The 23179-nt window shown below is 46.6% G+C and carries 23 protein-coding genes and 1 pseudogene; 20 read left to right on the top strand and 4 right to left on the bottom strand.

Annotated features, from left to right (window positions below; all coding sequences use genetic code 11):
• Positions 1–110 precede the first annotated feature (110 nt).
• Entirely contained in the window at positions 111–443 is a 333-nt protein-coding gene (locus tag DRW41_RS16015) for a helix-turn-helix domain-containing protein (protein ID WP_115453015.1), read from the bottom strand.
• A gap of 192 nt (positions 444–635) precedes the next feature.
• Here DRW41_RS16015 and DRW41_RS16010 point away from each other — a divergent pair, with 192 nt between their 5' ends.
• Both DRW41_RS16010 and map read left to right on the top strand, forming a co-directional pair.
• Positions 636–1154, top strand: coding sequence for a type 1 glutamine amidotransferase domain-containing protein (locus DRW41_RS16010; protein ID WP_115453014.1), 519 nt, complete (start codon positions 636–638; stop codon positions 1152–1154).
• Between the two features lie 182 nt (positions 1155–1336).
• The gene (gene map, locus DRW41_RS16005) at positions 1337–2086 is read left to right on the top strand and encodes a type I methionyl aminopeptidase (RefSeq protein WP_115453013.1); all 750 of its coding nucleotides are present in this window, start codon (positions 1337–1339) and stop codon (positions 2084–2086) included.
• 182 nt (positions 2087–2268) lie between these two features.
• On the opposite strand, the gene DRW41_RS16000 is transcribed toward map, so the two are convergent.
• Positions 2269–2493, bottom strand: a complete 225-nt coding sequence (locus DRW41_RS16000; protein WP_115453012.1) for a DUF1128 domain-containing protein — start codon at positions 2491–2493, stop codon at positions 2269–2271.
• A gap of 228 nt (positions 2494–2721) precedes the next feature.
• Between DRW41_RS16000 and DRW41_RS15995 the strand changes: the two genes are divergently transcribed.
• Positions 2722–3162, top strand: coding sequence for a YtxH domain-containing protein (locus DRW41_RS15995; protein ID WP_181884594.1), 441 nt, complete (start codon positions 2722–2724; stop codon positions 3160–3162).
• A gap of 34 nt (positions 3163–3196) precedes the next feature.
• The gene (locus tag DRW41_RS15990; protein ID WP_115453031.1) at positions 3197–4015 is read left to right on the top strand and encodes a YihY/virulence factor BrkB family protein; all 819 of its coding nucleotides are present in this window, start codon (positions 3197–3199) and stop codon (positions 4013–4015) included.
• 349 nt (positions 4016–4364) lie between these two features.
• On the opposite strand, the gene DRW41_RS15985 is transcribed toward DRW41_RS15990, so the two are convergent.
• Complete coding sequence (locus DRW41_RS15985) at positions 4365–6278, bottom strand: heavy metal translocating P-type ATPase (RefSeq protein ID WP_115453011.1); 1914 nt, start codon at positions 6276–6278, stop codon at positions 4365–4367.
• Positions 6279–6455: 177 nt separating this feature from the next.
• Entirely contained in the window at positions 6456–7643 is a 1188-nt protein-coding gene (locus DRW41_RS15980; RefSeq protein WP_115453010.1) for an MFS transporter, read from the bottom strand.
• Between the two features lie 156 nt (positions 7644–7799).
• On the opposite strand from DRW41_RS15980, the gene DRW41_RS15975 reads away from it, so the two are divergent.
• The 16 genes and pseudogenes from DRW41_RS15975 (at position 7800) to rlmD (ending at position 23101) form a co-directional block, all read left to right on the top strand.
• The gene (locus DRW41_RS15975; protein ID WP_115453009.1) at positions 7800–8189 is read left to right on the top strand and encodes an OsmC family protein; all 390 of its coding nucleotides are present in this window, start codon (positions 7800–7802) and stop codon (positions 8187–8189) included.
• 61 nt (positions 8190–8250) lie between these two features.
• Complete coding sequence (gene cax / locus DRW41_RS15970) at positions 8251–9306, top strand: calcium/proton exchanger (protein WP_115453008.1); 1056 nt, start codon at positions 8251–8253, stop codon at positions 9304–9306.
• Between the two features lie 318 nt (positions 9307–9624).
• Positions 9625–10260, top strand: coding sequence for a YczE/YyaS/YitT family protein (locus DRW41_RS15965; protein WP_115453007.1), 636 nt, complete (start codon positions 9625–9627; stop codon positions 10258–10260).
• A gap of 92 nt (positions 10261–10352) precedes the next feature.
• Positions 10353–11120 (top strand): YfkD famly protein, encoded by a 768-nt coding sequence (locus tag DRW41_RS15960; protein ID WP_115453030.1) that lies wholly within the window; start codon positions 10353–10355, stop codon positions 11118–11120.
• Positions 11121–11333: 213 nt separating this feature from the next.
• Positions 11334–12152, top strand: a complete 819-nt coding sequence (locus tag DRW41_RS15955; protein WP_115453006.1) for a hypothetical protein — start codon at positions 11334–11336, stop codon at positions 12150–12152.
• Positions 12153–12272: 120 nt separating this feature from the next.
• Entirely contained in the window at positions 12273–12671 is a 399-nt protein-coding gene (locus DRW41_RS15950) for a PH domain-containing protein (RefSeq protein ID WP_115453005.1), read from the top strand.
• 198 nt (positions 12672–12869) lie between these two features.
• Positions 12870–14491, top strand: a pseudogene (gene ggt / locus DRW41_RS15945) (gamma-glutamyltransferase).
• Between the two features lie 63 nt (positions 14492–14554).
• Entirely contained in the window at positions 14555–14740 is a 186-nt protein-coding gene (locus tag DRW41_RS15940) for an SE1561 family protein (RefSeq protein ID WP_115453004.1), read from the top strand.
• 151 nt (positions 14741–14891) lie between these two features.
• Positions 14892–16439 carry a fumarate hydratase gene (locus DRW41_RS15935; RefSeq protein WP_115453003.1) on the top strand — a complete coding sequence of 516 codons (1548 nt, stop codon included), beginning with the start codon at positions 14892–14894 and terminating at the stop codon, positions 16437–16439.
• Positions 16440–16632: 193 nt separating this feature from the next.
• Entirely contained in the window at positions 16633–17418 is a 786-nt protein-coding gene (gene pdaA, locus DRW41_RS15930; RefSeq protein ID WP_115453002.1) for a delta-lactam-biosynthetic de-N-acetylase, read from the top strand.
• A 163-nt stretch (positions 17419–17581) separates the two neighbouring features.
• On the top strand, positions 17582–18178 hold the full coding sequence (locus tag DRW41_RS15925; RefSeq protein WP_115453001.1) for a hypothetical protein: 597 nt from the start codon (positions 17582–17584) through the stop codon (positions 18176–18178).
• 52 nt (positions 18179–18230) lie between these two features.
• The gene (locus DRW41_RS15920) at positions 18231–18773 is read left to right on the top strand and encodes a DUF4871 domain-containing protein (RefSeq protein ID WP_181884592.1); all 543 of its coding nucleotides are present in this window, start codon (positions 18231–18233) and stop codon (positions 18771–18773) included.
• Between the two features lie 109 nt (positions 18774–18882).
• Complete coding sequence (locus tag DRW41_RS15915) at positions 18883–19470, top strand: uridine kinase family protein (RefSeq protein ID WP_115452999.1); 588 nt, start codon at positions 18883–18885, stop codon at positions 19468–19470.
• 109 nt (positions 19471–19579) lie between these two features.
• Entirely contained in the window at positions 19580–20635 is a 1056-nt protein-coding gene (locus DRW41_RS23440) for a hypothetical protein (RefSeq protein WP_245959462.1), read from the top strand.
• Between the two features lie 125 nt (positions 20636–20760).
• Positions 20761–21624, top strand: coding sequence for a DNA-3-methyladenine glycosylase family protein (locus tag DRW41_RS15905; RefSeq protein WP_181884591.1), 864 nt, complete (start codon positions 20761–20763; stop codon positions 21622–21624).
• 97 nt (positions 21625–21721) lie between these two features.
• On the top strand, positions 21722–23101 hold the full coding sequence (gene rlmD, locus DRW41_RS15900) for a 23S rRNA (uracil(1939)-C(5))-methyltransferase RlmD (protein WP_115452998.1): 1380 nt from the start codon (positions 21722–21724) through the stop codon (positions 23099–23101).
• Positions 23102–23179: the final 78 nt, after the last annotated feature.

Genomic DNA, 23179 nt, shown 5'->3' with positions numbered 1-23179 from the left:
GATTGTTTTATTATTTCCACTGTCTACTTGACGGGGTGCAGTTCAGTTCCCGTTGGATTGTTTTTTTCGTTAATTTGTCTAGCTCCTGCTAAAAGGACGCTTCCGCTTTTTTATTTTCCATCGTTGCTCTGGTTCAAACGCCATCTATTAAATTCGAGGAAATCCCGGAACTGGTCCTTCGACACCCCCGACTCCATCGCCTCTTTCACCAGATTCAGCCAATCGCTGTCCAACTCTCCCTGGTCCGCCGCATCGTGGATAAGGTGGTCGACAGGAACATTCAGCACAGCCGAAATTTTTTCCAGGAACTGAATGGACGGATTCCTCTGCAGATTCCGCTCAAGGGAACTGATATACGACTTTGCCACCCCTGCCTGCTCCGCCAACTCCGACAACGACATTTTTCTTTCCAAACGAATCTTCTTGACGCGATCACCAATCATCAACGTTCACACACCTTGGAATATATATCTTTCATACATGATAACAAATTGGCACTAAAAGTACCATACCAACGAACCAATAAACCGAAAAATCCAACTTCCCGCCCACTTGGAAGGTTGACGTTTTGTTTCGGATACCGAAGGGAATGAGAGTAAAGGGCAATATGAAAATAAAAAAAGGAGCTGCATACAATGGCTAAGAAAATCGCCTGTCTTATTACATCAATGTTTGAAGACTCCGAATTTACAGAGCCAGCTAAGGCCTATGTTGAAGGCGGACATGAAGTCCTGACGATTGGAACTGAGAAAGGGAAGGAAGTAGAAGGGAAGCAGGGAGAAGCGACGATTACAATTGACTACGGTATTGACGAGGTCAATCCAGATGAGTATGACGCTCTCTTTTTACCAGGGGGCTTCTCTCCAGATATTCTCCGGGCAGACGACCGCTTTGTCCAATTTTCCAAGCATTTTATGGATAAAAACAAACCTGTTTTCGCCATTTGCCACGGCCCGCAGCTGCTCATTACCGCTAAGGCGCTTGACGGACGAAACGTAACTGGCTATAAGTCCATCAAGGTCGACCTTGAAAACGCCGGAGCCGACTATAAGGACGAAGAAGTTGTCGTCTGTGGCGGGCAGCTTGTCACAAGCCGCACACCTGATGACATTCCCGCCTTTATCCGCGAATCGAACAAACTATTGGAAGCGTAAAATTATCAATGGGAACCAGCCAGAGGCTGAGCCGGCATACGTCCGGCACAGCCTTTTTGAATTTCATATAAACAAGCCGCTTTGAAAAAGCGAAAAAGAACGATACTATAAGTAATGGAGCATTTAATCGTAAAAGCATATAGTAAACGAGAAAATGAAATTTGCGCAAAGGCGGGAAAAGCATGATTGTCCTTAAATCACCAAGGGAAATCGCCATGATGAAAAAGGCGGGCGAGGTTCTGGCCGCTTGCCACAAAGAGCTTGCCGGTTTGATCAAACCAGGCATCACAACATGGGAAATCGACCAATTCACTGAAGAATTTTTGAAAAAACATGGAGCCACTCCGGAGCAGAAAGGCTACCGGGGATACGAATACGCTACGTGCGCAAGCATTAATGATGAAGTTTGCCACGGCTTCCCGCGAAAAGAGCCGCTCAGGGAAGGCGATATCGTCACCGTGGATATGGTTGTCAACTTGAACGGAGCGCTTGCCGATTCTGCCTGGAGCTATCCGGTCGGCAAGGTAGGCGATGAAGTCCAAAAACTTTTGGATGTGACGAAGGAAGCATTGTATAAAGGAATCGAACAGTCCGTCATCGGGGCGAGGATCGGTGACATCGGCCATGCTATCCAGCAATATGTCGAAGGGGAGGGGTTCTCGGTTGTCCGTGATTTCATCGGCCATGGGATTGGGTCGGCCATTCACGAAAAACCAGATGTGCCGCACTTCGGACTGCCAGGCAAAGGCGCCAGGTTAAAAGAAGGAATGGTCTTTACCATTGAACCGATGGTCAACATCGGGGCGTGGGCGACAAAAATGGACCCGAATGGCTGGACCGCCAGAACCGTCGACGGCACCTATTCCGCCCAATATGAACACACAATAGCCATCACCAAAGAAGGCCCGCTTATCCTGACCAACCAGGAATAGAAGGCTGCTATAAAAAATGTGCCAGGCCCCATAGCGGGACATTTGCTGTCCACGGCTGGATGCCTGGCACCTCTAAAAGCATTGCTCGCAGGCTCCGCTTTACACCACACTTAAGGACAGTAAGCCATAAAGGGTACCTGTCCCTTAAGGTCCGATTCGTTCAACTAGATGGAAGTTTCCCTTTACTGTTTGCGGAGATTTCCGAGTTCTTCCGCGAGCGCCTGCATTTCGCTTGTGGAGAAAGTGTTTTTCCTCATGACCATTTCATAGATTTCGGTTAGTTCCTCATACATATTTTCATCGAAGTGGGAGGGCTTGATTGCTCCCAGGTTCATAACTTTAAGTTTGTCTTTTATTTTTTCAATCATATATTCAACATTTTCAGCTGATTTTTTCGATAAGTCCATTTCATCCACCCTTCCCTATTTTCGTAGTTTCATCTTTCCATGGTGGAAGGGAATTGTCAACAGCTAAGGCGATTTAAATGGCCGCCCACCGCGGCGCGGAAGGGGCGCCCCATGTTTGCCTGTTGTTGAAAGCGGGAAGGATAGTACAAAGAATCTGGGGCAGAAACGGACTTTTCAAACTTATAAAAAATTATATGGAAAAACGGACAGTAGAAGGAGAGATTGCTGATGGCAGGTACAAGGAAATTTTGGAAGTCAATGATCTTGGGGGCGCTTGCTGGCGGAGCAATTAGCCTTATGAACAAAGATACGCGGAAAGCCGTAGTAGAAGGGGCAAAAAGGACCTCAAGCAATTTAACGTATGCGGTGAAAAACCCGCATGAAATCACGAATTCAATACGTGAAGCCGCAAAAAAAATCCAAAACACTGTTGAACAGATGAATGATGACATCGCTTATATCGCGGGAAAAGTGGATGAACTGCGAGGCACTACTCCGCAGCTTGTCGGAATCCTGAAGGAGACGAAGGAAGCTTTTGTGAAAAAAGAGGACAGCGGAGCTCCTGAAACTGTTTCAGCCATGGCGGGAGGCGCGAAATCCGATAGTGATGGCAATGAGCCGGTATTAAGCGAAGTAGTCCTGAAGGAAGCTGATACTGTTGGCACATGAGGCATTGGAGGAAAGAGTCGAGAATGTCAGCCGTTTGTTCAGCAAGAATATCTTTAAACAGCTTTGGCATCGTATCCAGGAGGATGACCTGCCGGGGCTGGCAGCGCAACTGGCCTACTACTTTCTACTCTCCATGTTTCCAATGCTGATTTTCTTGTTGACGCTTCTTCCGTATTTGCCGATTCCCCATCATGATATCCTTGGGGCGATCAGCAGGTATGCTCCGGAAGAGGCGATGGCACTGATTGAGACAAGCCTTAATAGCGTAATGGAAAAAAGAAGTGGCGGGCTATTGTCCATCGGGATAATCGGGACAATCTGGTCCGCTTCGAACGGTATCAATGCACTCGTCCGGGCTTTCAACAAAGCGTATAATGTCCGAGAGAGCCGCCCCTTCATTGTGGCACGCGGTATGGCAATCGTTTTTACATTTGGAATGATTACCGTCTTTATCGTCGCGCTGGCCTTGCCCGTATTCGGTAAAACAATCGGGCTGTTTTTGTTCTCCCAATTTGGCCTTGATGATCAATTCCTGGCCGTTTGGTCTGCCATTCGCTGGATTGTCAGCGCGCTGATACTTTTTGGGATATTCACAGTGATTTACTGGGTGGCCCCAAATGTGAAGATGAAGTGCAAAGCGGCGGTTCCCGGAGCGTTTTTCGCAACCATTGGTTGGACAATCGTTTCCCTTCTCTTTTCGTTCTATGTCAATAACTTTGGCAACTACACCGCAACCTATGGCAGCATCGGGGCAATCATTATCCTGATGATCTGGCTTTACCTCACAGGTTTAATTATTCTTCTCGGTGGAGAAATAAACGCGTTTTATTCGGAAAAAGCGAAAGCATGTTAATAGTTGAAAAGATGCTGCGCCATTGAAAAGGTGCGGCATCTTTTTAGTTTGGCAGGGTTGTTGCTGTAGTTTACTAGTGAAAATTCACTATCATTTTTTCGGGAAAATAGTAGGTGTCAGACGCTCACTAGTGAAGTTTCTGCGATAACTAGTGAGAAATCCAATGGACGGCCGTGGGTGGCTAGTGAATTTTCACTATCCAGCGTTCCGATAAGTAGCAGGTATCAGGCGCTGGCTATATTTAATAGGTAAAAAACTAGTCATCAAGCATAGAGGTTACCCCCCCTAAAACCACAAAAAACAGCCGGCACCGATTAGAGTGCCAGCTGTTTCAAACTAAACCACAAGTCTACGACCTCAAAAGCCGCAAACTATTCAAAATAACCAAGATCGTGCTCCCTTCGTGGCCGATGACCCCGTATGGCAAATCGAGCACCTGAAGGAAGTTCGAGGCAATGAGAACCATAATAACCAAAATCGAAAACACAACGTTTTGCTTGATGATCCGGTTCATCCGGCGCGATAGCCGAATCGCTTCCGCAATCTTTGGAAGGTCATTTTTCATCAGGACGATGTCAGCAGTTTCAAGCGCAACATCCGTTCCTTCTCCCATCGCAATCCCAACGTTCGCGGTCGCGAGTGCGGGCGCGTCGTTAATCCCGTCTCCGACCATAGCGACAGTGTTAAACCGTTTCATGAGCCCTTTCAGCTTATCGACCTTCTCCTCGGGCAGGCATTCCGCAAAATACTCATCTACTCCGCTCTCCGCCGCAATCGCCTTCGCGGTCGTTTGGCTGTCGCCCGTCAGCATTACCGTAAAGACTCCTTCGTTCGCGAGCTCGCCAATCGCGGCCATCGTTTTCTCTCGCACAACATCCTTCAGGGCCAGCATCCCGGCAGGAACGCCATCTATACTGATATACACTAGCGTATTTCCTTCCGCCGCAAGCCTTTCAGCAAGTTCGCCGCCTAGCTGAGCCGCCCCTTCGCCAATAAACCCTGGTTTGCCAATCTTCCACGACTCACCGCCGATCTCGGCCGCAATGCCCCAACCAGGCATATCTTCCATTTTATCAGGCTGAATCATATTTTTTTCAAAGCGTGTTTTTGCAAAAGCTACAATCGCCTTTGCGAGCGGATGATTGGATTGGTTTTCAACCGAAGCGGCTTTCCAGAGCAGGTCACTTTCGGAAAAACCTTCCCCGATAATAAATTCAGTCACTTCGGGTTTGCCTTTCGTCAGAGTACCGGTCTTGTCGAACGCGATCGCATTCAAATTGCTCAGGTTTTCCAAGTGAACGCCGCCTTTGACAAGGATTCCGTGCCGGGCTCCGTTGGAAATCGCTGAAAGTGTCGCCGGCATGATCGAGGCTACGAGTGCGCATGGCGAGGCTACGACCAAAAGGATCATTCCCCGGTAGAACGACTCCTGCCACCCCCATCCAAGAGCAAAGTGCGGAACAACCATCATCAGCGCGACAACCGCGAGGACAACCTTTACATATGTTCCTTCAAACCGTTCAATGAACAGCTGGGAAGGCGATTTTTCACTCTGCGCGGACTGGACGAGCTGAATGATTTTATGGAAAAGAGTTTCGTTGCTCGCTTTTGAGACTTTTACGGTTATCGCGCCTGTCAGGTTCACCGTACCTGCAAATACTTCATCACGGAGACCTTTTACAACAGGGATGGATTCACCGGTAATCGCGGCCTGATCGATGCTTGATTCACCTTTTTCAATGATGCCGTCCGCCGGAACGCGCTCACCCGGTTTTACTAAAATCGCATCACCGACAACCAGTTCGGATACACGCACCTTCCGATCTCCCCCGCTTGTAATCAGGAGCGCATCCTCGGGCTGAAGCTCCATCAGCGAAGAGATTTCCTTATGGCTCTTGTTCATTGTGTACGTTTCAAGTGCGCCGCTGACAGCGAAGATGAAAATCAAAATCGCGCCTTCCGCCCAATAGCCGATGATGGCTGAACCAATCGCCGCGAACACCATCAGCATTTCGACATTCAGTTCTTTATCCTCGATCGTCGCTTCGATGCCTTCCTTCGCCTTTGCGAAACCGCCGATCACAAACGCGAACAGATAGGATATGACACTCGCTGCCTCAAGGCCATTTTTTCCAAGCAGCCATCCGGCAATAATCAGGATTCCGCTAACTGCGGCGGCTATCAATTCCGCATATGGGAGAATTTTTTGTAAAAAAGAGTCATGGATGCCTTCCCGCTCATTCACTCTTGCTTCCGCTTCCATTTTCGTTTCCCTCCTTCTAATTGAGAAAAAGAATCATAATCAATACCCATATAAAATGACGAAAGCTGCCACCGACAAGCGATAGCAGCGTAATACTTTGTTTTCTAATTTAGAATAATTCTATCATAGGATTGAAGTAAAGAAAAGGGAAATATCCCGGAATACTGTGAAACCCTGTCAACCCGCGGCTGGCCTTGTTTCCAAAGGGCGCGGCTGTTTGAAAAAGTAAAGCGCGGCAAATATCATAAGCAGCAAAGCGCTGATCATATAAAAGAACGTCGCGCCTTCTGTATACTGGATTGCGAGACCTCCGATAAACGGCCCAGTCACACTTCCGATGCTAAAGAATATCCCGCACATCAGGTTTCCGGCTGGCAGGAGCTGCTTCGGCAGCAAATCGGCCATATAGCTGATGCCGAGCGAGAATGTGGTGCCAACCGCCATTCCGGCCAAAAAGAAGCAAATAAGAAGGCCAAGCGCCGTTTTATGAAAAATACCGGCGGCGATAAAAAATATAAAGCCGCTTAGCATAATCCCCATCAGGACGTTCCGTCTTCCGAACCTGTCGCTCATAATCCCAAGCGGGAACTGGAAGAGGATCCCGCCAATCGAGAATGCGGGCAGGATGATTGAAACAGATGAAATATCCAGCCCATTCCGCAAAGCCAAAACGGGAAAGTTACCATTCAAGGAGGCTTCGAGGAAACCATACCCAAGAGGGGGGAGCAGTGAAACCCACGCTATTTTCAAAACCTTCCCGAAACGGGAAAAGGTACCCAAATAAGTTCCGGCTGAACCAGCTCCATCCATTTCAGGGGAATCATTCTTCAGAAGCCAGACGAACAGCCACGAGATTACCGACAGCACCGAAGAAATAATGAAAGGAAGAGCTTCATTTATTTCGACGAGCCGTGTCAATAGCGGCCCAACTGCAAAGCCAATGCCGAAGAATAGTCCGTACACGGACACATTCCTGCCGCGCCTGTTTTCCGGCGAAGTTGCCGTAATCCATGTCTGCGCGCCAAAATGGAGCATATGGTCGCCGATGCCAATCAGGAATCTCAGCATGAACCAAAACCAAAAACCTTTCCAGACAGGGAACAAAGCGAGCGCCACCGCGACGGTCAATCCCCCGGCAAGGATGATCGGCTTATATCCAAACCTCCTAAGCGGCGCCTCCATAAATGGAGAAGCCAACAATATTCCGATATAAAGGGCAGTTGCATTCATCCCGTTCAAGGATGAAGAGAGCCCATCTTGTTCAAAAATAATCGCGACAAGGGGGAGCAGCATGCCCTGGGAGATGCCGGAAATGCCGACTGTGCTGACTAGGATCCAAAAATGGGCAGCGGGATTTTTTTTCATGATGAAAACCTCAGTTTGCTAGAATTATTAAAATTGATGGTAGCCGTTCATGCCCTTTTTTGCAAGAGGAAGGAGTAAAAAACTTTTCCGCGAAAACGTTTTGAGTTACGCTCAAAACAAGATGCTTTGGCAAAAATAATAGAAGAGGTGGTAATGATGATTTTTAAAATGAAAGAAGTGGGCTTTTACACGGATCTGCCGTACGGGCGCCTTGATGTGTCGGGGAATGAGGAGGCGGGCTTCCGGCCATATCAGCTGATGGCGGCGTCGGTTGCCGTATGCAGCGGCGGAATCCTTAGGACAATTCTTGAGAAAAAGAGGCTGCATATTGACGATATCCAAATCAAAACCGAAGTGGGACGGAATCCGGAGAAGGTAAACAGAATTGAAACCATCCATCTCCATTTCATCATTGCGGGCAGGGGGTTAGAGGAATCGCAAATCCAAAAGGCGCTCGAGCTTGTCGGTAAGAATTGTTCGATGGCCCAATCCGTTAAGGACAGCATTGAGATCAAGGAAACATTCGAACTCGTCAACAGGGAATAAATGAAGGTAACGCGGGTAAAGGTAGAATTAGAATCTGTACTAAGATTGAGAGGGAATTTTAGTGGCAAACAAGATTTTTATGATTATGACTTTTGCCGGCGTTCCGTTGTCCATCATTGGAAGCCTGTTGCATTGGCCAAGCACCATTATGTTTGGTATATATTGTTTAACGATTATCGCGCTGGCCAGCTATATGGGAAGGGCGACAGAAAGCCTGGCCATCATTGCGGGGCCCCGGATAGGCGGCCTTTTGAATGCAACATTCGGGAACGCGGTAGAACTAATCATTTCCATTTTTGCTTTGAAGGAAGGTTTGACGGGGGTTGTCCTGGCCTCACTGACGGGTTCGGTTCTTGGAAACCTGCTTCTGGTGGCAGGGCTGTCCTTCTTTATCGGTGGTTTGAAGTTCAAGCGGCAAACCTTCAGCGTCTATGACGCGCGCCATAATTCAGGGCTGCTTGTTTTTGCAATCCTTGTGGCATTTGTCATTCCTGAAGTGTTTTCAATGAAAATGGACATGACGGAAACCATTTCCTTGAGCGTTGGTATATCGCTCATTCTGATTGCGCTCTATTTGGCCGCCTTGTTCTTTAAGCTCGTTACTCACCGAGGGGTGTACCAGAAGGAAAACGGGGAAGCGGAAGAACATGAAGAGCCTGAATGGAGCAAGAAGAGGGCAATCTTTACCCTCGCGCTTGCCACCCTAGCTGTGGCGTATGTTTCGGAAAACCTGGTGCATACATTTGAAACGGTTGCCGAATCGTTCGGCTGGACCGAGTTATTTATCGGGATTATTATCGTCGCGATTGTCGGGAATGCTGCCGAGCACGCATCGGCAATCATTTTTTCCTGGAAAAATAAAATGGACATTGCTGTCGAAATCGCAATTGGCTCCACTTTGCAAATCGCGATGTTCGTCGCGCCGGTCCTTGTCCTAGTTTCGCTTCTTTTCAATGAAGCGATGCCGCTTGTATTCAGCCTCCCTGAACTCGTCGCGATGTCATCGGCTGTTCTATTGATAGTCATCCTTTCAAACGACGGGGAATCGAACTGGTTCGAAGGGCTGACACTTTTGGCGGCATACATTATAATGGGAATCGGCTTCTTCCTGCTTTAATTTATTTCCTCAAGCAAAAAATGGCTCAAGGCGCTATGCCTGGAGCCATTTCTTATCCGAATATCAGTTTGTTCGCCGATAAGGGTCTGCAATCAATTCGCTTTTATTTCGGGGACAACCACCAACTTTCATGCTTAGTATGGTAAAATCATTCTCTGTCATCATAAATTAGTGTATCCCTGCCTCCTTTAATGGAAAGTTTACCAGCGAGTTGATCCTGCCCTCCTTTTTATTAAAGTATAGTCATTATACACTATTATTTAATTTTTGTAAACATTCTGAATATTGTTCTTTCACTATTTTTTAAAGGAGAAAAAAATGGCGTTACTCTATCGTTTCTTATTTTTTTTCATAGGATTGATCATTTTAACGTTCGGCATCTGCATGACGATCGTCGCGGACTTCGGGGCAGGGGCATGGGATGCGCTGAATGTGGCTTTAACGGAAACGGTTGGCCTCTCGATAGGGCGCTGGGTAATGATTGTCGGAGCCCTCCTGATTTTCGTGAATGCACTTCTTCATAAAAATAAGCCGGAATTTCTTGCGATTGGTATTATTGTAGCAATCGGCTCGTTGATTGATTTATGGATGATCCTGTTTTTGGGGGGCTGGGAACCGTCAGGGCTGATAGAACAGCTTTCGATGTTCCTTGGCGGCATCATTGTGATTGGCATTGGCGCCGCGATTTACCTGCAGCCAAAGTTTCCGCTCAATCCAATTGATACGTTAATGATGGGAATCAAAAAGCGGCTGAACGTCAACATCATGACGGCGAAGACAATTGGGGAACTGATTGCCCTTTTCCTGGCGCTGATTTTAAAAGGGCCGATCGGCCTCGGAACGCTGATTATCACGTTCGCAATTGGCCCGGTCATCCAGCTTTTCTTCCCGACGTTTGAAAAGTTGCTAAACAAGCTGATTACTTCGACTGAAAAAAACCCGGAAATTGGATAATATCGACGAACTCCGAAAACAATAAGTGCAAACACATGCACCTTTGTGAAAGGAGTTCTTTTTTAGTGGGAAAAAAACTTGGCATTTTCATCATGTTTACATTGGCACTCTCTCTCATTTCGCCGGCTGAAGCCGAAAAGGCGCCGCAGAAAAAGCTGATTCCGGAAGGGGTTATGAATATTACGAAAGAAAACACCTACCCAAACCCTAACCAGGATGAGCCGCTCCTCCAGCCAAGCGACCTTGCAAAAAACCTTATTCAGTCTTCAAGGGTGAAAATTGAAAACCCTAATTTAATTAGGATGCTGAACGAGACGTCAATCAGCACGACGCCGTTTGCACTCGGTTACAAGGCCATCATCTATCTTGGCCAGTGGCCGCTCAATTATGAATCGGCGGAAACATCGCCAAATTGGGAATACCAGCGGATCAACACAAATTATTACGACAACCGCGGCGGGGAGAAGCCCTATCAAATCCATTACGTCCAGGAAGCGCAGAAGGTCATCAATGGCGGGCTGACGGCGAAAGTACCGAACGCAGATGAAGTGAAAAAAATGATGCTGATCAAAGCGGCCGGCAAAACAAACTTGCCGCTTGCTTTTGAAACCGTCATTGGCCTTGGCACTAAGAAGGACCAAATCTACAATATCCCAAGAAAGCGGCTTGGCTATCTATACGCCTACGCCCCAGCCATCAATGAAAAGGGGAAAATCACCTACGGCGAAGTGTACCTCGTCCTGAAGGGCAATAAAAAATCGCTGGTGATCAAAAATGTCACTTCCCAGGGAATTGGCGCATGGATTCCGATCCAGGACTATGTTTCCTTTAGCTTCGCGGCAAGTGAAAGGCCGAGGTGAAATATTTTTTTAAAGGCTATTTCGGGTAACCGGAGTGGCCTTTTTTATTTGAGATAATGTGCTTCAATTCACCGTAAAGCCCAAAGGAAATGGTAGCTTCAAACAATTGTATATCCTGGAAATCCATCGTTTCCTTGTTTAGGCAAGTACTATACCGGGAAATACACAAACAGGCGAAACTTTACTTTTAAATGAATTAAGGAGGAATTGGCAATGAACGAATACGAAAACCAAAACAACCAGAACTATGGCTACTCTGAAAATGAAAAAAACAGCAAATTGCTGAAAGGGATCGTAATCGGCGGCGTAATCGGAGGGGTATTGACCCTACTCGATTCTTCGACGCGCAACAGCCTGAAGGATACAGCCGTTGACCTTAAGAACACCTCTAAAAATATGTTCACGGAAGTAAAGCAAAACCCCACTGAGGTAAAAGACCAGATGGTTTCACAGTTCCAGCAGGCGTCCAACGTCCTTAAGGAAGCAATCGCGGACGCGCAGCAGCTCTACGACCGCCTGAACAACGACCTGTTCGGCAAGGTTACCGAAGTGAAGGATATTTCAAAAGATGCCCTCGACACGGTCATGGGCTTTAAGGGCGAAGTGAAACAAATCGGTTCAAAGGTGGCTGAAGCGGGCTCTGAATTGAAGGCAGCCGCTCCAACGGGATCGGGTACTTCGTCAACAACTGACAGCACAATGAATTCAGGTATGTCTGAAACTTACCTTGGCAAGGCGTCCGGTGCATTGACCGGTTCAACCGGGCTTGGAGGAGGTACCGACTCCTTTAACGACACCGGAATGGACGCGACTTATGAAACGACCGGTTCAGATGTAACCTCGGTTCACAACGAGAACACGGAGTATGGATATGGCAACTCTTCCGTGTCGTCCGAATCGGTGGATATGTCAGCGAGTGACGATTCCTTTGAATCGGAAAAATCAGGGGGACTAGGCTACTCCAACGACAAAGGCAAGCACACAACTGGCGGACAAGAGTCGCCGAACCATGATGAGGATGAAAAGTATTAATAAAAAAATGCAAATCGGCCGGCGGGGCTTCCCGCCGGTTTTCTTTTTGAAAATTAGCTTGAAGAATTTAACGGCAAAGGGTAAGTTTGGATTAACAGAACAATTAGGAGGCATTTATTCGTGTATTTTCCGTCAAAAAAGGATGTTTGGGTCACTCTGATTATCTGGTTATCTATCCTGGTGTGCTTTCTTCCACTGTTTTCAAAGGCAAATGGCGCGCCTACTATCACTGTGCCGATTGCCGGATTTTTGCTTTGGCTATGGTTTTCAACAGGCTATACAGTGGAAGGCGGGATGCTGATTGTCAGGAGCGGTCCGTTCAAAAGAAAAATTCCAATCAAGGAAATAGAGAAAGTTAAGCAAAGCAATAGCCTGCTCGCATCCTATGCACTATCAATCAGACGGCTGGAGTTAAGGTTTTCTAAATATGGGCTTGTCTATGTATCCCCAAAGGATGAGGAGGGTTTTATAAAATCCCTTAAAGAAGTTAACCCTTCCATTCGAATAAATGAAAACTAGATTTCGGGCAGCCGCGGGGCTGTCTTTTCTTTTTATAAAAAAAGCCTACTTGCCCATTTGCCATTGAAGTCCAGTTTTACTAAAAAGCCAATCGGGTATTTGCTTGGTATAAGACATTGGACGGAAAGGGGAGATGAGCATTTGGCGCGATCAGAGAGGTGTTCAATAGAAAGGGAAACTGCAACAGGAAAATATGGGATGGTGGCAACAGCCCATCCGCTAGCAACCGAAATTGGCGCGAAGGTGCTTGAAGAAGGAGGAAATGCTGTTGATGCCGCGGTCGCCATCCAGTTTGCCCTGAATGTCGGCGAGCCGATGATGACAGGTATTGGCGGTTCCGGCTTTTTTATGGTCTATCATAAAGAAACCGGGGAAATAAAAATTTTTGACGGGCATTCACAAGCGCCTGCAGCAGCCCACCCGAATATGTTCCTTGATGAGAGCGGAGAGGTCATTCCTTTCAGGGAACGGTCGACCCACGCAACCGCCGTTGGCATACCGGGCATTCTGAAAGCAATGGAAGCAGCTCTTAAGGAATATGGAAGCAAACCGCTTGCCGAGCTTATCGAGCCATCGGCAAAAGCGTGTGATGAAGGAATCCCGCTTAACTGGGTATTCATGAATTCCCTTGATCAGTTCGGGTATCGGCTTGGCGATGAAGCGAAGAAAATTTATTTATCGAAAGAGGGGAGATTCAAAGAGGGACATCCCCTGAAAAAGCGGGATCTTGCCAAAACATTTCGGATCTTGCAAAAAGAAGGCATCGAAGCTTTTTATGAAGGGGAAATTGCCGACGCGATTGTTGGAACAATCCAAAGCCTCGGCGGTTTCATGACGAAGGAGGATTTGAAAAAATACCGGCATACGGTGGATGAACCAACAAGGGGCTCATACAGAGGGTACGAAATCGCCGCAGCAAGCCCGCCGACTGCCGGAGGGCCAAGCCTGCTTTATATCCTGAAACTGCTCGAAAAGTTTGAACTCAGCTCATATGGGCCGCGTTCCTGGGAAAAGTACTATTTGTTCGTGGAAGCAATGCGCTTGGCGTTTTCAGATAAAATAGCTTATATCGCCGATCCTCGTTTTAATGAAATTCCATTGAAGGGGATGGCGGACGAACGATATCTCGCGGAGCGATTAAATTATATTAACTTTAAATTCCGGAACCCGGACATCGATTTCGGCAATCCGTGGAAATATGAAGATGGCCGAAAAGGTACGGTTGTCAGGCAGCCAAATGACGAAGAAAAGAGTGAAACGACCCACTTTACAGTAGCTGATAGGTGGGGGAATATTGTAGCGTGCACGTCAACGGTGGAACACCCATTCGGGACAGGCATCATGGTGCCTGGCTATGGATTTTTCCTCAACAATGAACTGACGGATTTCGATGCGATTCCAGGCGGAGTAAACGAACCGGGGCCGGGGAAAGGCCGGTCAGCTGTAAATGCCCGACCATATTATTCAAGGATGGGGAACCTGTCCTCACGCTTGGTTCGCCGGGCGGCCCGACAATAATCGCATCCGTTTTCCAGACGATTGTGAATCTCATCGATTTTGGCATGGATCTAAAGGACGCGATTGAAGAACCGCGTATTTTCTCTACCCCGGGAATGCTGCTATCGTGGGAAAAAGGGATCGACATGGCGGCCAAAGGGATGCTTGAATCCATGAACTTTGAATTTGGGGATGAGCCGCACGTCATCGGGAATGTCCAGGCAATCCGGTTCGACCAGGAAACGGGAAGGATGTATGGAGCGGCCGATTCAAGCAGGGAGGGAACCGCGGTCGGGATTGATTTTTTGCCTAAAGAGGAATAATAGGACTAGAAAAGAGCATCGTTTTCAGATAGGATGGTAAACGAGACGAAAGGAGCGAACCACTTGGGCAAAGACATTATCGACAAAGATACGCAAGTAACTTTCCTGAAACAGCGCCTGAATATGTTCATGGACTTGCTTGAGGCGATTGAACCAGAAGAGGCTGATGTCGAGGACATCGACCGCCTGCTCGAGATTATTGACGAAATTGAATCCAAAGTTCGCGAATTCAATAATCGCGACATTTAAACCCTGCCGCCGAGCAGGGTTTTTACTTTGAATCGTTTGCGTAAAAAGGAACAAACATACTTTAATCCCCTACCTATTCGGAGTATAATGAACAATGATGGGAATTATTTGAACTACATAGTTTAGCTGTTGATACAAGGGGGAGAAGACGGTGAACATAGAAAAGTTTCAGGAAAGCATGTACAAGCTGATTGTGGAAACGTCTACAAAGCTGCCTAAGGATGTCCGCCGGGCAATCAAGGGCGCGGCAGAACGGGAAAATGCCGGAACGCGTTCGGCGATGAGCCTTGCGACAATTACGAACAATATCAAAATGGCCGATGAACAGGTTTCGCCGATTTGCCAGGATACCGGGCTGCCAACATTCAAGATCAAAACCCCGGTTGGCGCGAACCAAATCCAAATGAAAGCCGCAATCCAAAATGCGATTGCATTGGCGACAAAGGATGGCAAGCTTCGACCGAACTCGGTCGACTCGCTGACAGGTGAAAACAGCGGGGACAACCTTGGCGGCGGTACGCCTGTCATCAAGTTTGAACAATGGGAAAAAGACTATATCGATGTCCGCTTGATTTTGAAAGGCGGAGGTTGTGAAAATAAAAATATCCAGTACAGCCTTCCTTGCGAGCTGGAAGGGCTAGGCCGCGCGGGCCGCGACCTTGACGGAATCCGCAAATGCATCATGCATTCCGTTTACCAGGCCCAAGGGCAGGGCTGCAGCGCCGGATTTATCGGTGTTGGCATCGGCGGCGACCGTTCTTCGGGCTACGACCTTGCCAAAGAACAGCTTTTCCGTTCCAATGATGACGTAAATCCGAATGAGGATCTTCGCAAGCTGGAGGAATATGTCATGGATAATGCCAACAAGCTTGGCATCGGCACGATGGGCTTCGGTGGGGAAACAACTCTTCTTGGCTGTAAAATTGGCGTCATGAACAGGATTCCGGCAAGCTTCTTTGTGTCGGTTGCCTATAACTGCTGGGCATTCCGCCGCCTGGGAGTCAATGTCCACCCTGAAACAGGGGAAATCGTTGACTGGATGTATCAGGAGGGCGAACTGATCGACTTCAGGCAGGATCAAACGGTTGCGGCCCAGGAAACAGCCGCGGCATCTGAAGGAGTCATTACATTACAGGCGCCGATTACCGAGGATCAAATCCGCGGCCTGAAGGTTGGGGACGTTGTTCAAATCAATGGGATGATGTATACGGGACGTGACGCGATCCATAAATACTTGTCGACCAACGATTCCCCAGTCGACCTGAACGGCCAGGTCATTTACCACTGCGGCCCGGTTATGCTGAAGGACGAAAACGGCACATGGCACGTTAAAGCTGCCGGCCCGACAACAAGCATTCGTGAGGAGCCTTACCAGGGCGATATCATGAAGAAATTCGGCATCCGCGCCGTTATTGGAAAAGGCGGAATGGGTCCGAAAACTCTTGCCGCTCTTCAGGAGCATGGCGGGGTTTATTTGAACGCAATTGGAGGAGCGGCGCAATATTACGCCGATTGCATTAAATCTGTCGAAGGAGTCGACTTGATGCAGTTCGGCATTCCGGAAGCAATGTGGCATCTTAAGGTTGAAGGATTCACCGCTGTTGTCACAATGGACTCCCATGGGAACAGCCTTCACGCGGATGTCGACAAGTCCTCGCTCGAGAAGCTTGGGCAGTTTAAAGAACCAGTGTTTAAATAAGAATATTCTGACAAAACGACAACCTTTCTTTATGAGGCTGTCGTTTTTTTTGGCCAGCCAACAGATTTTGCCGGAATTTCCCGGGAAATTCGCATGCCGGGAAAATCTGTCGGAAACGGAGAAAATATTGCCAGCAGTATAATCGACAACGATTCCAAACACTAAGGAAAATTGGGTTTGGAGGAATCCATCGATGAAAAAATTGTATATGCTACTTATCGCCATTTGCATCGTCATGGCAATGATCCCAAAAATGACACATGGTGAAACATCTTCAACATCGTTTGGCTGGGGCTTTAAACGCGGGCAAAACGAACAGCAGGCGGATGCCGGATGGCAATACGAAGCTCTCCTCGAAAAAAACGGTGCATTTTATAAAGGAAGCCCTCAGGAGAAAAATGTGTATTTGACGTTCGACAATGGCTATGAGAACGGTTATACAGAAAAGGTTCTGGATGTCCTGAAAAAAGAGAAAGTGCCTGCCGCATTTTTCGTGACCGGACACTACATTGATAGCGCGCCGGAATATGTTGAACGGATGGTAAAAGAAGGACACATCGTCGGGAACCATTCATGGGGCCATCCTGATTTCACAAAGATACCTGACGCAAAAATCAAGGATGAGCTTGAGCGTGTCCGCGCGGCATATCAGGAACTGACAGGCAAAAAGAAAATGACCTATGTCCGCCCGCCTCGCGGAACGTTTAGCGACAGGTCCATGGCGGTAAGCAAGGAAGCAGGCTATACGCATGTGTTCTGGTCGCTTGCATTTGTGGACTGGAATGTGAACCAACAGCGCGGCTGGCAATACTCGTATGACAATATCATGCGGCAAATCCATCCGGGAGCCGTCATCCTGCTTCACTCTGTATCAAAAGACAATGCAGATGCCCTTGAAAAAGTAATTGTCGACCTAAAGGCAAAAGGTTATAAATTCAAAAGCCTCGACCATTTGGCAAAACAGCAAAAGGCAAAGTAAGCGAAAGGACTGCAGCGATGCAGTTCTTTTTTGTCATATGGGACAATTTTCGAGTTTTTGGTAAATTAATGGTATTATTGGTATTGTAAACCACTTAATTCCTCTGTTACGTACCTCGCCAAACTGTATCATTCCTAAAAAAAGTTAAAAATGGAGGTCATGTATGGGTACCATAATTTTAAAAAACGAAAAAAGTCCTATCATGATTGTTGTGTGGGCCATTATTTTATTCGTCAGCAGCTCATTTATCCCTTTTATTCTCGTTTCGATCATTCACAGTTCTTTTTTCAAAAATCCCAACCAGTGGTTATTTATCGCGCCCGGCCAAGGTTATGTCACCTTCATGGCGGGTATGTTTTGGATTTCCTTTGTCCTTTTTCTTTATGTCTTCATTCAGTACAAATATCAGATGAAATTCATAAGGTGGATTGCCTTGGCGCTTTTCTCTTTAAGCATCCCCCTGTTCATGTTCGGGTCGGCACATTATTACTATTTTGATGAGAATGGCCTTCATTACAATGAACTTGATTCATTCAATCAAACAACGGTTTATGATTGGAGCAGTTTTAAGGAAGTGAAACAAGTATATGCCAATAGGCCGACCAACAACGCGAGGTATTTGGATAGCTATCAGTTCATCATGCCGGACAACAGGCATATCGTAGTTCCATATGGTTCCGACCTAAGGAGAAACGAGAAAAGAATTTTGGTGAAACTTGAAAGAAGCCAAGTGAAGGTTACGGACAATTATTATGAATGAAAAATAATCAAGCAGATTTGAAAAAACGTAAAATATTCAGGGAGGTGCCGGTTTGAAAAATTCCATAGTGGCAATTGCCTGCTGTTTTTTCTTCCTATTCATTTTGGTTTTAACAGGGTGTATACAGAAGAACGAAGAGAAGACCCGCGTGGAAGCCCAGGCTGGGACGGTAGAAGGAGAAACCCAACTATGGGAACTGTCACCCGAATTTGAAACTCCCGATGGAGATTATCTAATTGGGGAAGAAGGGAAAGTTGGGATTCTTGGGCCGGAGTTTATCGCGGGCGAAACGAACAAATGGCTTTGGCATTTTTGGGGTGATGAACAGACAATAAAAGGCGGCGATTTCAAAGTGATCGCGATACACAAGGAAACCGGGATAAAAGAGAAAGTACTTGTTGAAAATGCAGGCACAGTGAACGACAAAAAGGTTTGGAATTATGGAAAATTGGATTACCGTCCTAATGGTGTTAGGGGTTCTGACAGTTCAAGGCCCTCCAATTTGTCATTACCAAGGCCGGGGTTGTGGCGCTTGGAAGTATCCATTGGTGGTAACTATTTTGGCGCAATCGTGGTCGATGTTAAAGGGAAATAGAAACTGTCCATTGAGTATTCAAGGGAGGTTTAAAAATGGATCACGCGATAACTGGAACGGAATGCCCAAAATGCAGAGGAAAAGAACTTGGTAAGGGGAAGCTAGCTATATGCAAATAGAGAATTTCGAACAATTGGCAGCGGCGATTGATACACTTCCAAGAAAGCAATCAACCTTGCTAATCGGGGTTGATGGATGCGGAGGCTCTGGGAAAAGCACTTTGGCCAAAAAACTGAAGGAGGCAAGGAAAGATGCCACCGTTGTCCACATGGACGATTTTTATTTTCCATCCAGTCAGCTTATTCAAGGGCGGCCGGAGGAAAAACCTGTTGGCGCTGACTTTGATTGGCGGCGGGTATTAAATCAGGTGCTGCTGCCGCTGAGCCAAAATAAAGAAGGAAGCTACCAGCGTTATGATTGGAACAGTGACCGGCTTGCCGAATGGCATACTGTCCCTGTTGGCGGAGTTGTCATTATTGAAGGGATATCTTCGACTCGGCATGAGCTGGCGGATTATTACGATTTGACGATTTTCGTGGATTGCCCGTATGAAGTAAGGCTTCAACGGGGGATTGAGCGGGATGGCGAAGAAGCTAGGGATAGATGGGTGAATGACTGGATGGTTGCGGAACAGTTATATGTCGACGCCCATAAACCGCATGAACGGGCAAATATTGTGATCGACGGGACCAAATGATCTGGTGTATCTGATCATTTGGTAATTAGCGGTAAATCTCTAAAAACCCTTTTTAAATTTACAATTTTTCCATATAATTCTTCTAGTATACTAATTACTGGAGGGAAAAATGAGAAAAATTGCCATATTACTTGTTGCTTGTTTTTTGATTGCCATTTCCGACACTCAAAGGGCCAAAGCGGCTGAAGCGGGAAATTATTGTGATCAATTCAAAAATGTTAAAACCGTTTGGTGGAATGGAATGGAGTTAAAGTCTGGACAAATAGGCAGGCTAAATGTTGTTAAAGATACCCCACTGTTTAAAGTTTCTGGCGAAAAGAAGGTATTATCGAGAACTTTGAAAAAAGGGGAGTTTTACCGTATATATGCTTTTAAACCTGGAATGTTGAGTGTAGGCGGAGGATATTTTGTAGAAAGAGATACAAAGGTTAAATATGAAACCCCGAGTAAAGCCAAACTCCAGGCGGTTAAGTGCATCAGTGTTTGGAGTACGAAAACACCAGAACCGCTGGAGTCTTATGCCGCTAAAGATGTATGGATTAATATGAATAAATTTAAAATCAGTTTTTTAAAGGAAAACGATTTCTATAATAGTTTGTATCCATTTGCACTGGAAATTAGCAAATTGAAAAATCAAACTGAACAACAAATCCTGTATCATGAATTGTATAAATTGAGAACTCAAAATAAGATTACCATTAATAAAATCGTTGTTAAATTAAGTGATGGGGAAACATATTTGTTCGCGGATAATAGGATGTTAATTGGTGGAAACCTTAAATTTGGAAATGAATTATATGTGAAGACTCAATACTTAAATGAACTGTTTGGATTGCTAAGCAATCAATTTACTATTAAGAACGAGACACTTCCTGGGGGATTAAAGGGCAGGATAAGTGCTTTTTACGTAAATTCCTTCCCCGAAAAGGTTTATTTGGACATGAATAATATCAACTCTGATTATTATGAAAAAATCGTATTAAGAGCGCCATGGACAGATAAGACACTGGAATATGGTGGCTTTATCGATAAAGCACAATCCTATACAGACAAAAGAAATCCGTATTCCCTTAATGATCTATTCGAATTTTTTAATTTAACCGGATCGTATTCGCTCAATGGCGATGTTTTAGAAATACATTTACCAGAGGTTGCACCTAAATAAATGATTGGATGCTGGTCAAGGATACTATTCTTGGCCGGCATCTTTTTTAGTTGTTCACAGGGTCTTAGGCCTTCCAAGGAAAACATGCTATAATCAGGGGAAAAATAGGCAAAGGGGAAACCAGTGTGTGGCAGGAAATAATTCAAATAGATGGCCCATATAATTTTGACATGGTGCTTGACCGGTTATCAATGGATCCGCTCAACACCCTCAACCTTGAAAAACGGACAATCACGGTACCAATCAAACTTGGCGGCGAAGCTTACACTGCAACCGTCACCGCGACAGGTAAGACCGATGAGCCAAGCTTCATCATTGAGGCAAAAAACGGCGATAAAGAGCTTATCATAAAGCGGATAGCCGAGGTTTTCCAGTGGGAAGTGCCATTAAAGGATATTCATGAGCATTTTGGTAAAACTGACCTCAACATCATATTTGACGAACATGTCGGCACGCCGCTCATCCTTGATTTCGATCCGTTTGGGTGCCTGCTCAAATGCATCATCCACCAACAGCTAAATATGGCGTTCGCCATCAAGCTCACAGAACGTTTTGTGAAAACATACGGTTTTGAAAAAAACGGCGCCTGGTTTTATCCGTCACCGGAAACAGTCGCCGCGCTCTCGGTTGAAGAACTTAGGGAATTGCAATTCAGCGGCAGGAAAGCAGAATATTGCATCGACATTGCCAGGGCGGTAACAGAAGGCGGTTTGGATATCGACGCATTAAAGCATGAGGGTGAACAAGTAATTTTTGACAAACTGATTAAAATACGCGGCATCGGCGCATGGACCATCCAGAATTTCCTGCTGTTCGGCCTCGGCCGACAAAACCTGTTTCCAATGGCCGACATAGGCATACAAAACGCACTCAAGAAACTATACCAGCTCGAACGGAAACCAACCAACGAAGAAATGGAACGCTACAAAATAGGCTGGGAACCATACCTAAGCTACGCCTCCCTCTACCTATGGAGAAGCATTGAATGAAGCAGGAGACGCATCCCACGCTTTATTTTAAAAAGTGAAGCAAGATACGTACCCCATGTTTCATTTTATAAGAGGGATATAAACGGAGTTGACCAACATGAAAAAAGAACAGGCAATTAAAATAGAACAAAAGCAAACTTTCCCGCTGACGATTAAGAGGCTCGGAATCAATGGGGAGGGCGTCGGCTATTTCAAAAGGCAGGTCGTATTTGTTCCCGGCGCGCTGCCCGGCGAGGAAGTCGTCGTCGAAGCGACCAAAATCAATCCGAAGTTTGCCGAAGCCCGTATCAAAAAAATCCGCAAAGCGTCGCCATACCGGGTGGCGCCGCCATGCCCGGTTTATGAACAGTGCGGCGGCTGCCAGCTCCAGCATCTCAAGTATGAACGGCAGCTTGTCGAAAAACGCGACATCGTCCTTCAGTCACTAGAGCGGCATACTAAGCTGAACCTCGAAGAAATCGATGTCCGCCCGATGATCGGCATGGAAGACCCGTGGGCTTACCGGAACAAAAGCAGTTTCCAGGTTGGCGTCGAAAAGGGCAATGTGCTCGCCGGACTATACGGTCTGAATTCACATAAACTCATCAACATCGAGCAATGCGCCGTCCAACATTCCGCCACGACTGATGCGACTTTAAAGGTAAGGCAGATTCTCCAGGATCTCCGCATCCCGATTTATAATGAAAAAACCCGGAAAGGAATCGTCCGGACCATTGTCACCCGTGTTGGCATCCAGTCCAAGGAGCTCCAGGTTGTCCTGATTACGACGCAAAAGGATCTTCCGAAAAAAGAATTAATAATAGAGGAAATTACGAAAAGGCTTCCAGGTGTTAAGTCAATTGTCCAAAATATCAACGGGGAACGGACTTCGCTCATTTTTGGAAAAGAGACAGCCACACTGTCCGGCAGTGACTTCATCCAGGAGACACTCGGGGACTTGCAGTTCGAGCTTTCAGCACGTACGTTCTTTCAGCTGAATCCCGTCCAGACTATTAAGCTTTATGATGAAGTGAAAAAAGCGGCCATGCTGACCGGGGTGGAAAAAGTCGTTGACGCGTACTGCGGGGTTGGAACGATTGGACTTTGGGTCGCCGGCCAGGCTGGCGAAATCCGTGGAATGGACATCATCCCCGAATCGATTGAAGACGCAAAGAAAAACGCCGCCAGACATGGCATGGAGCATGCAACTTATGTAACGGGCAAGGCGGAAGAATGGCTGCCGAAGTGGACAAAAGAAGGCTGGAGGCCCGACGTCGTCATCGTCGACCCGCCGCGGACAGGCCTCGACGGCAAACTGCTGGAAACACTGTTAAAAGTCAAACCTCAAAAAATTGTCTATGTGTCCTGCAATCCATCCACGCTTGCAAGGGACATCCAGACACTAAGCCCAAAATTCAAAGTTGAATACATCCAGCCGGTTGATATGTTTCCACAAACCGCTCATGTTGAGTGCATCACGCAGTTGATATTAAAATAATAGTAGAGGCAAGATCTTTACCTTCTTGGCTAATCCATTTTTTGCTCGGTAAACCGCTAATATTTATAAGCTCCCTCA

This window comes from Neobacillus piezotolerans, assembly GCF_003362805.1.
GTDB classification, from domain to species: domain Bacteria; phylum Bacillota; class Bacilli; order Bacillales; family Cytobacillaceae; genus Bacillus_D; species Bacillus_D piezotolerans.
The sequence above is the reverse complement of the archived record's forward strand: the minus strand, read 5'-3'. Positions and strand labels throughout refer to the sequence as shown.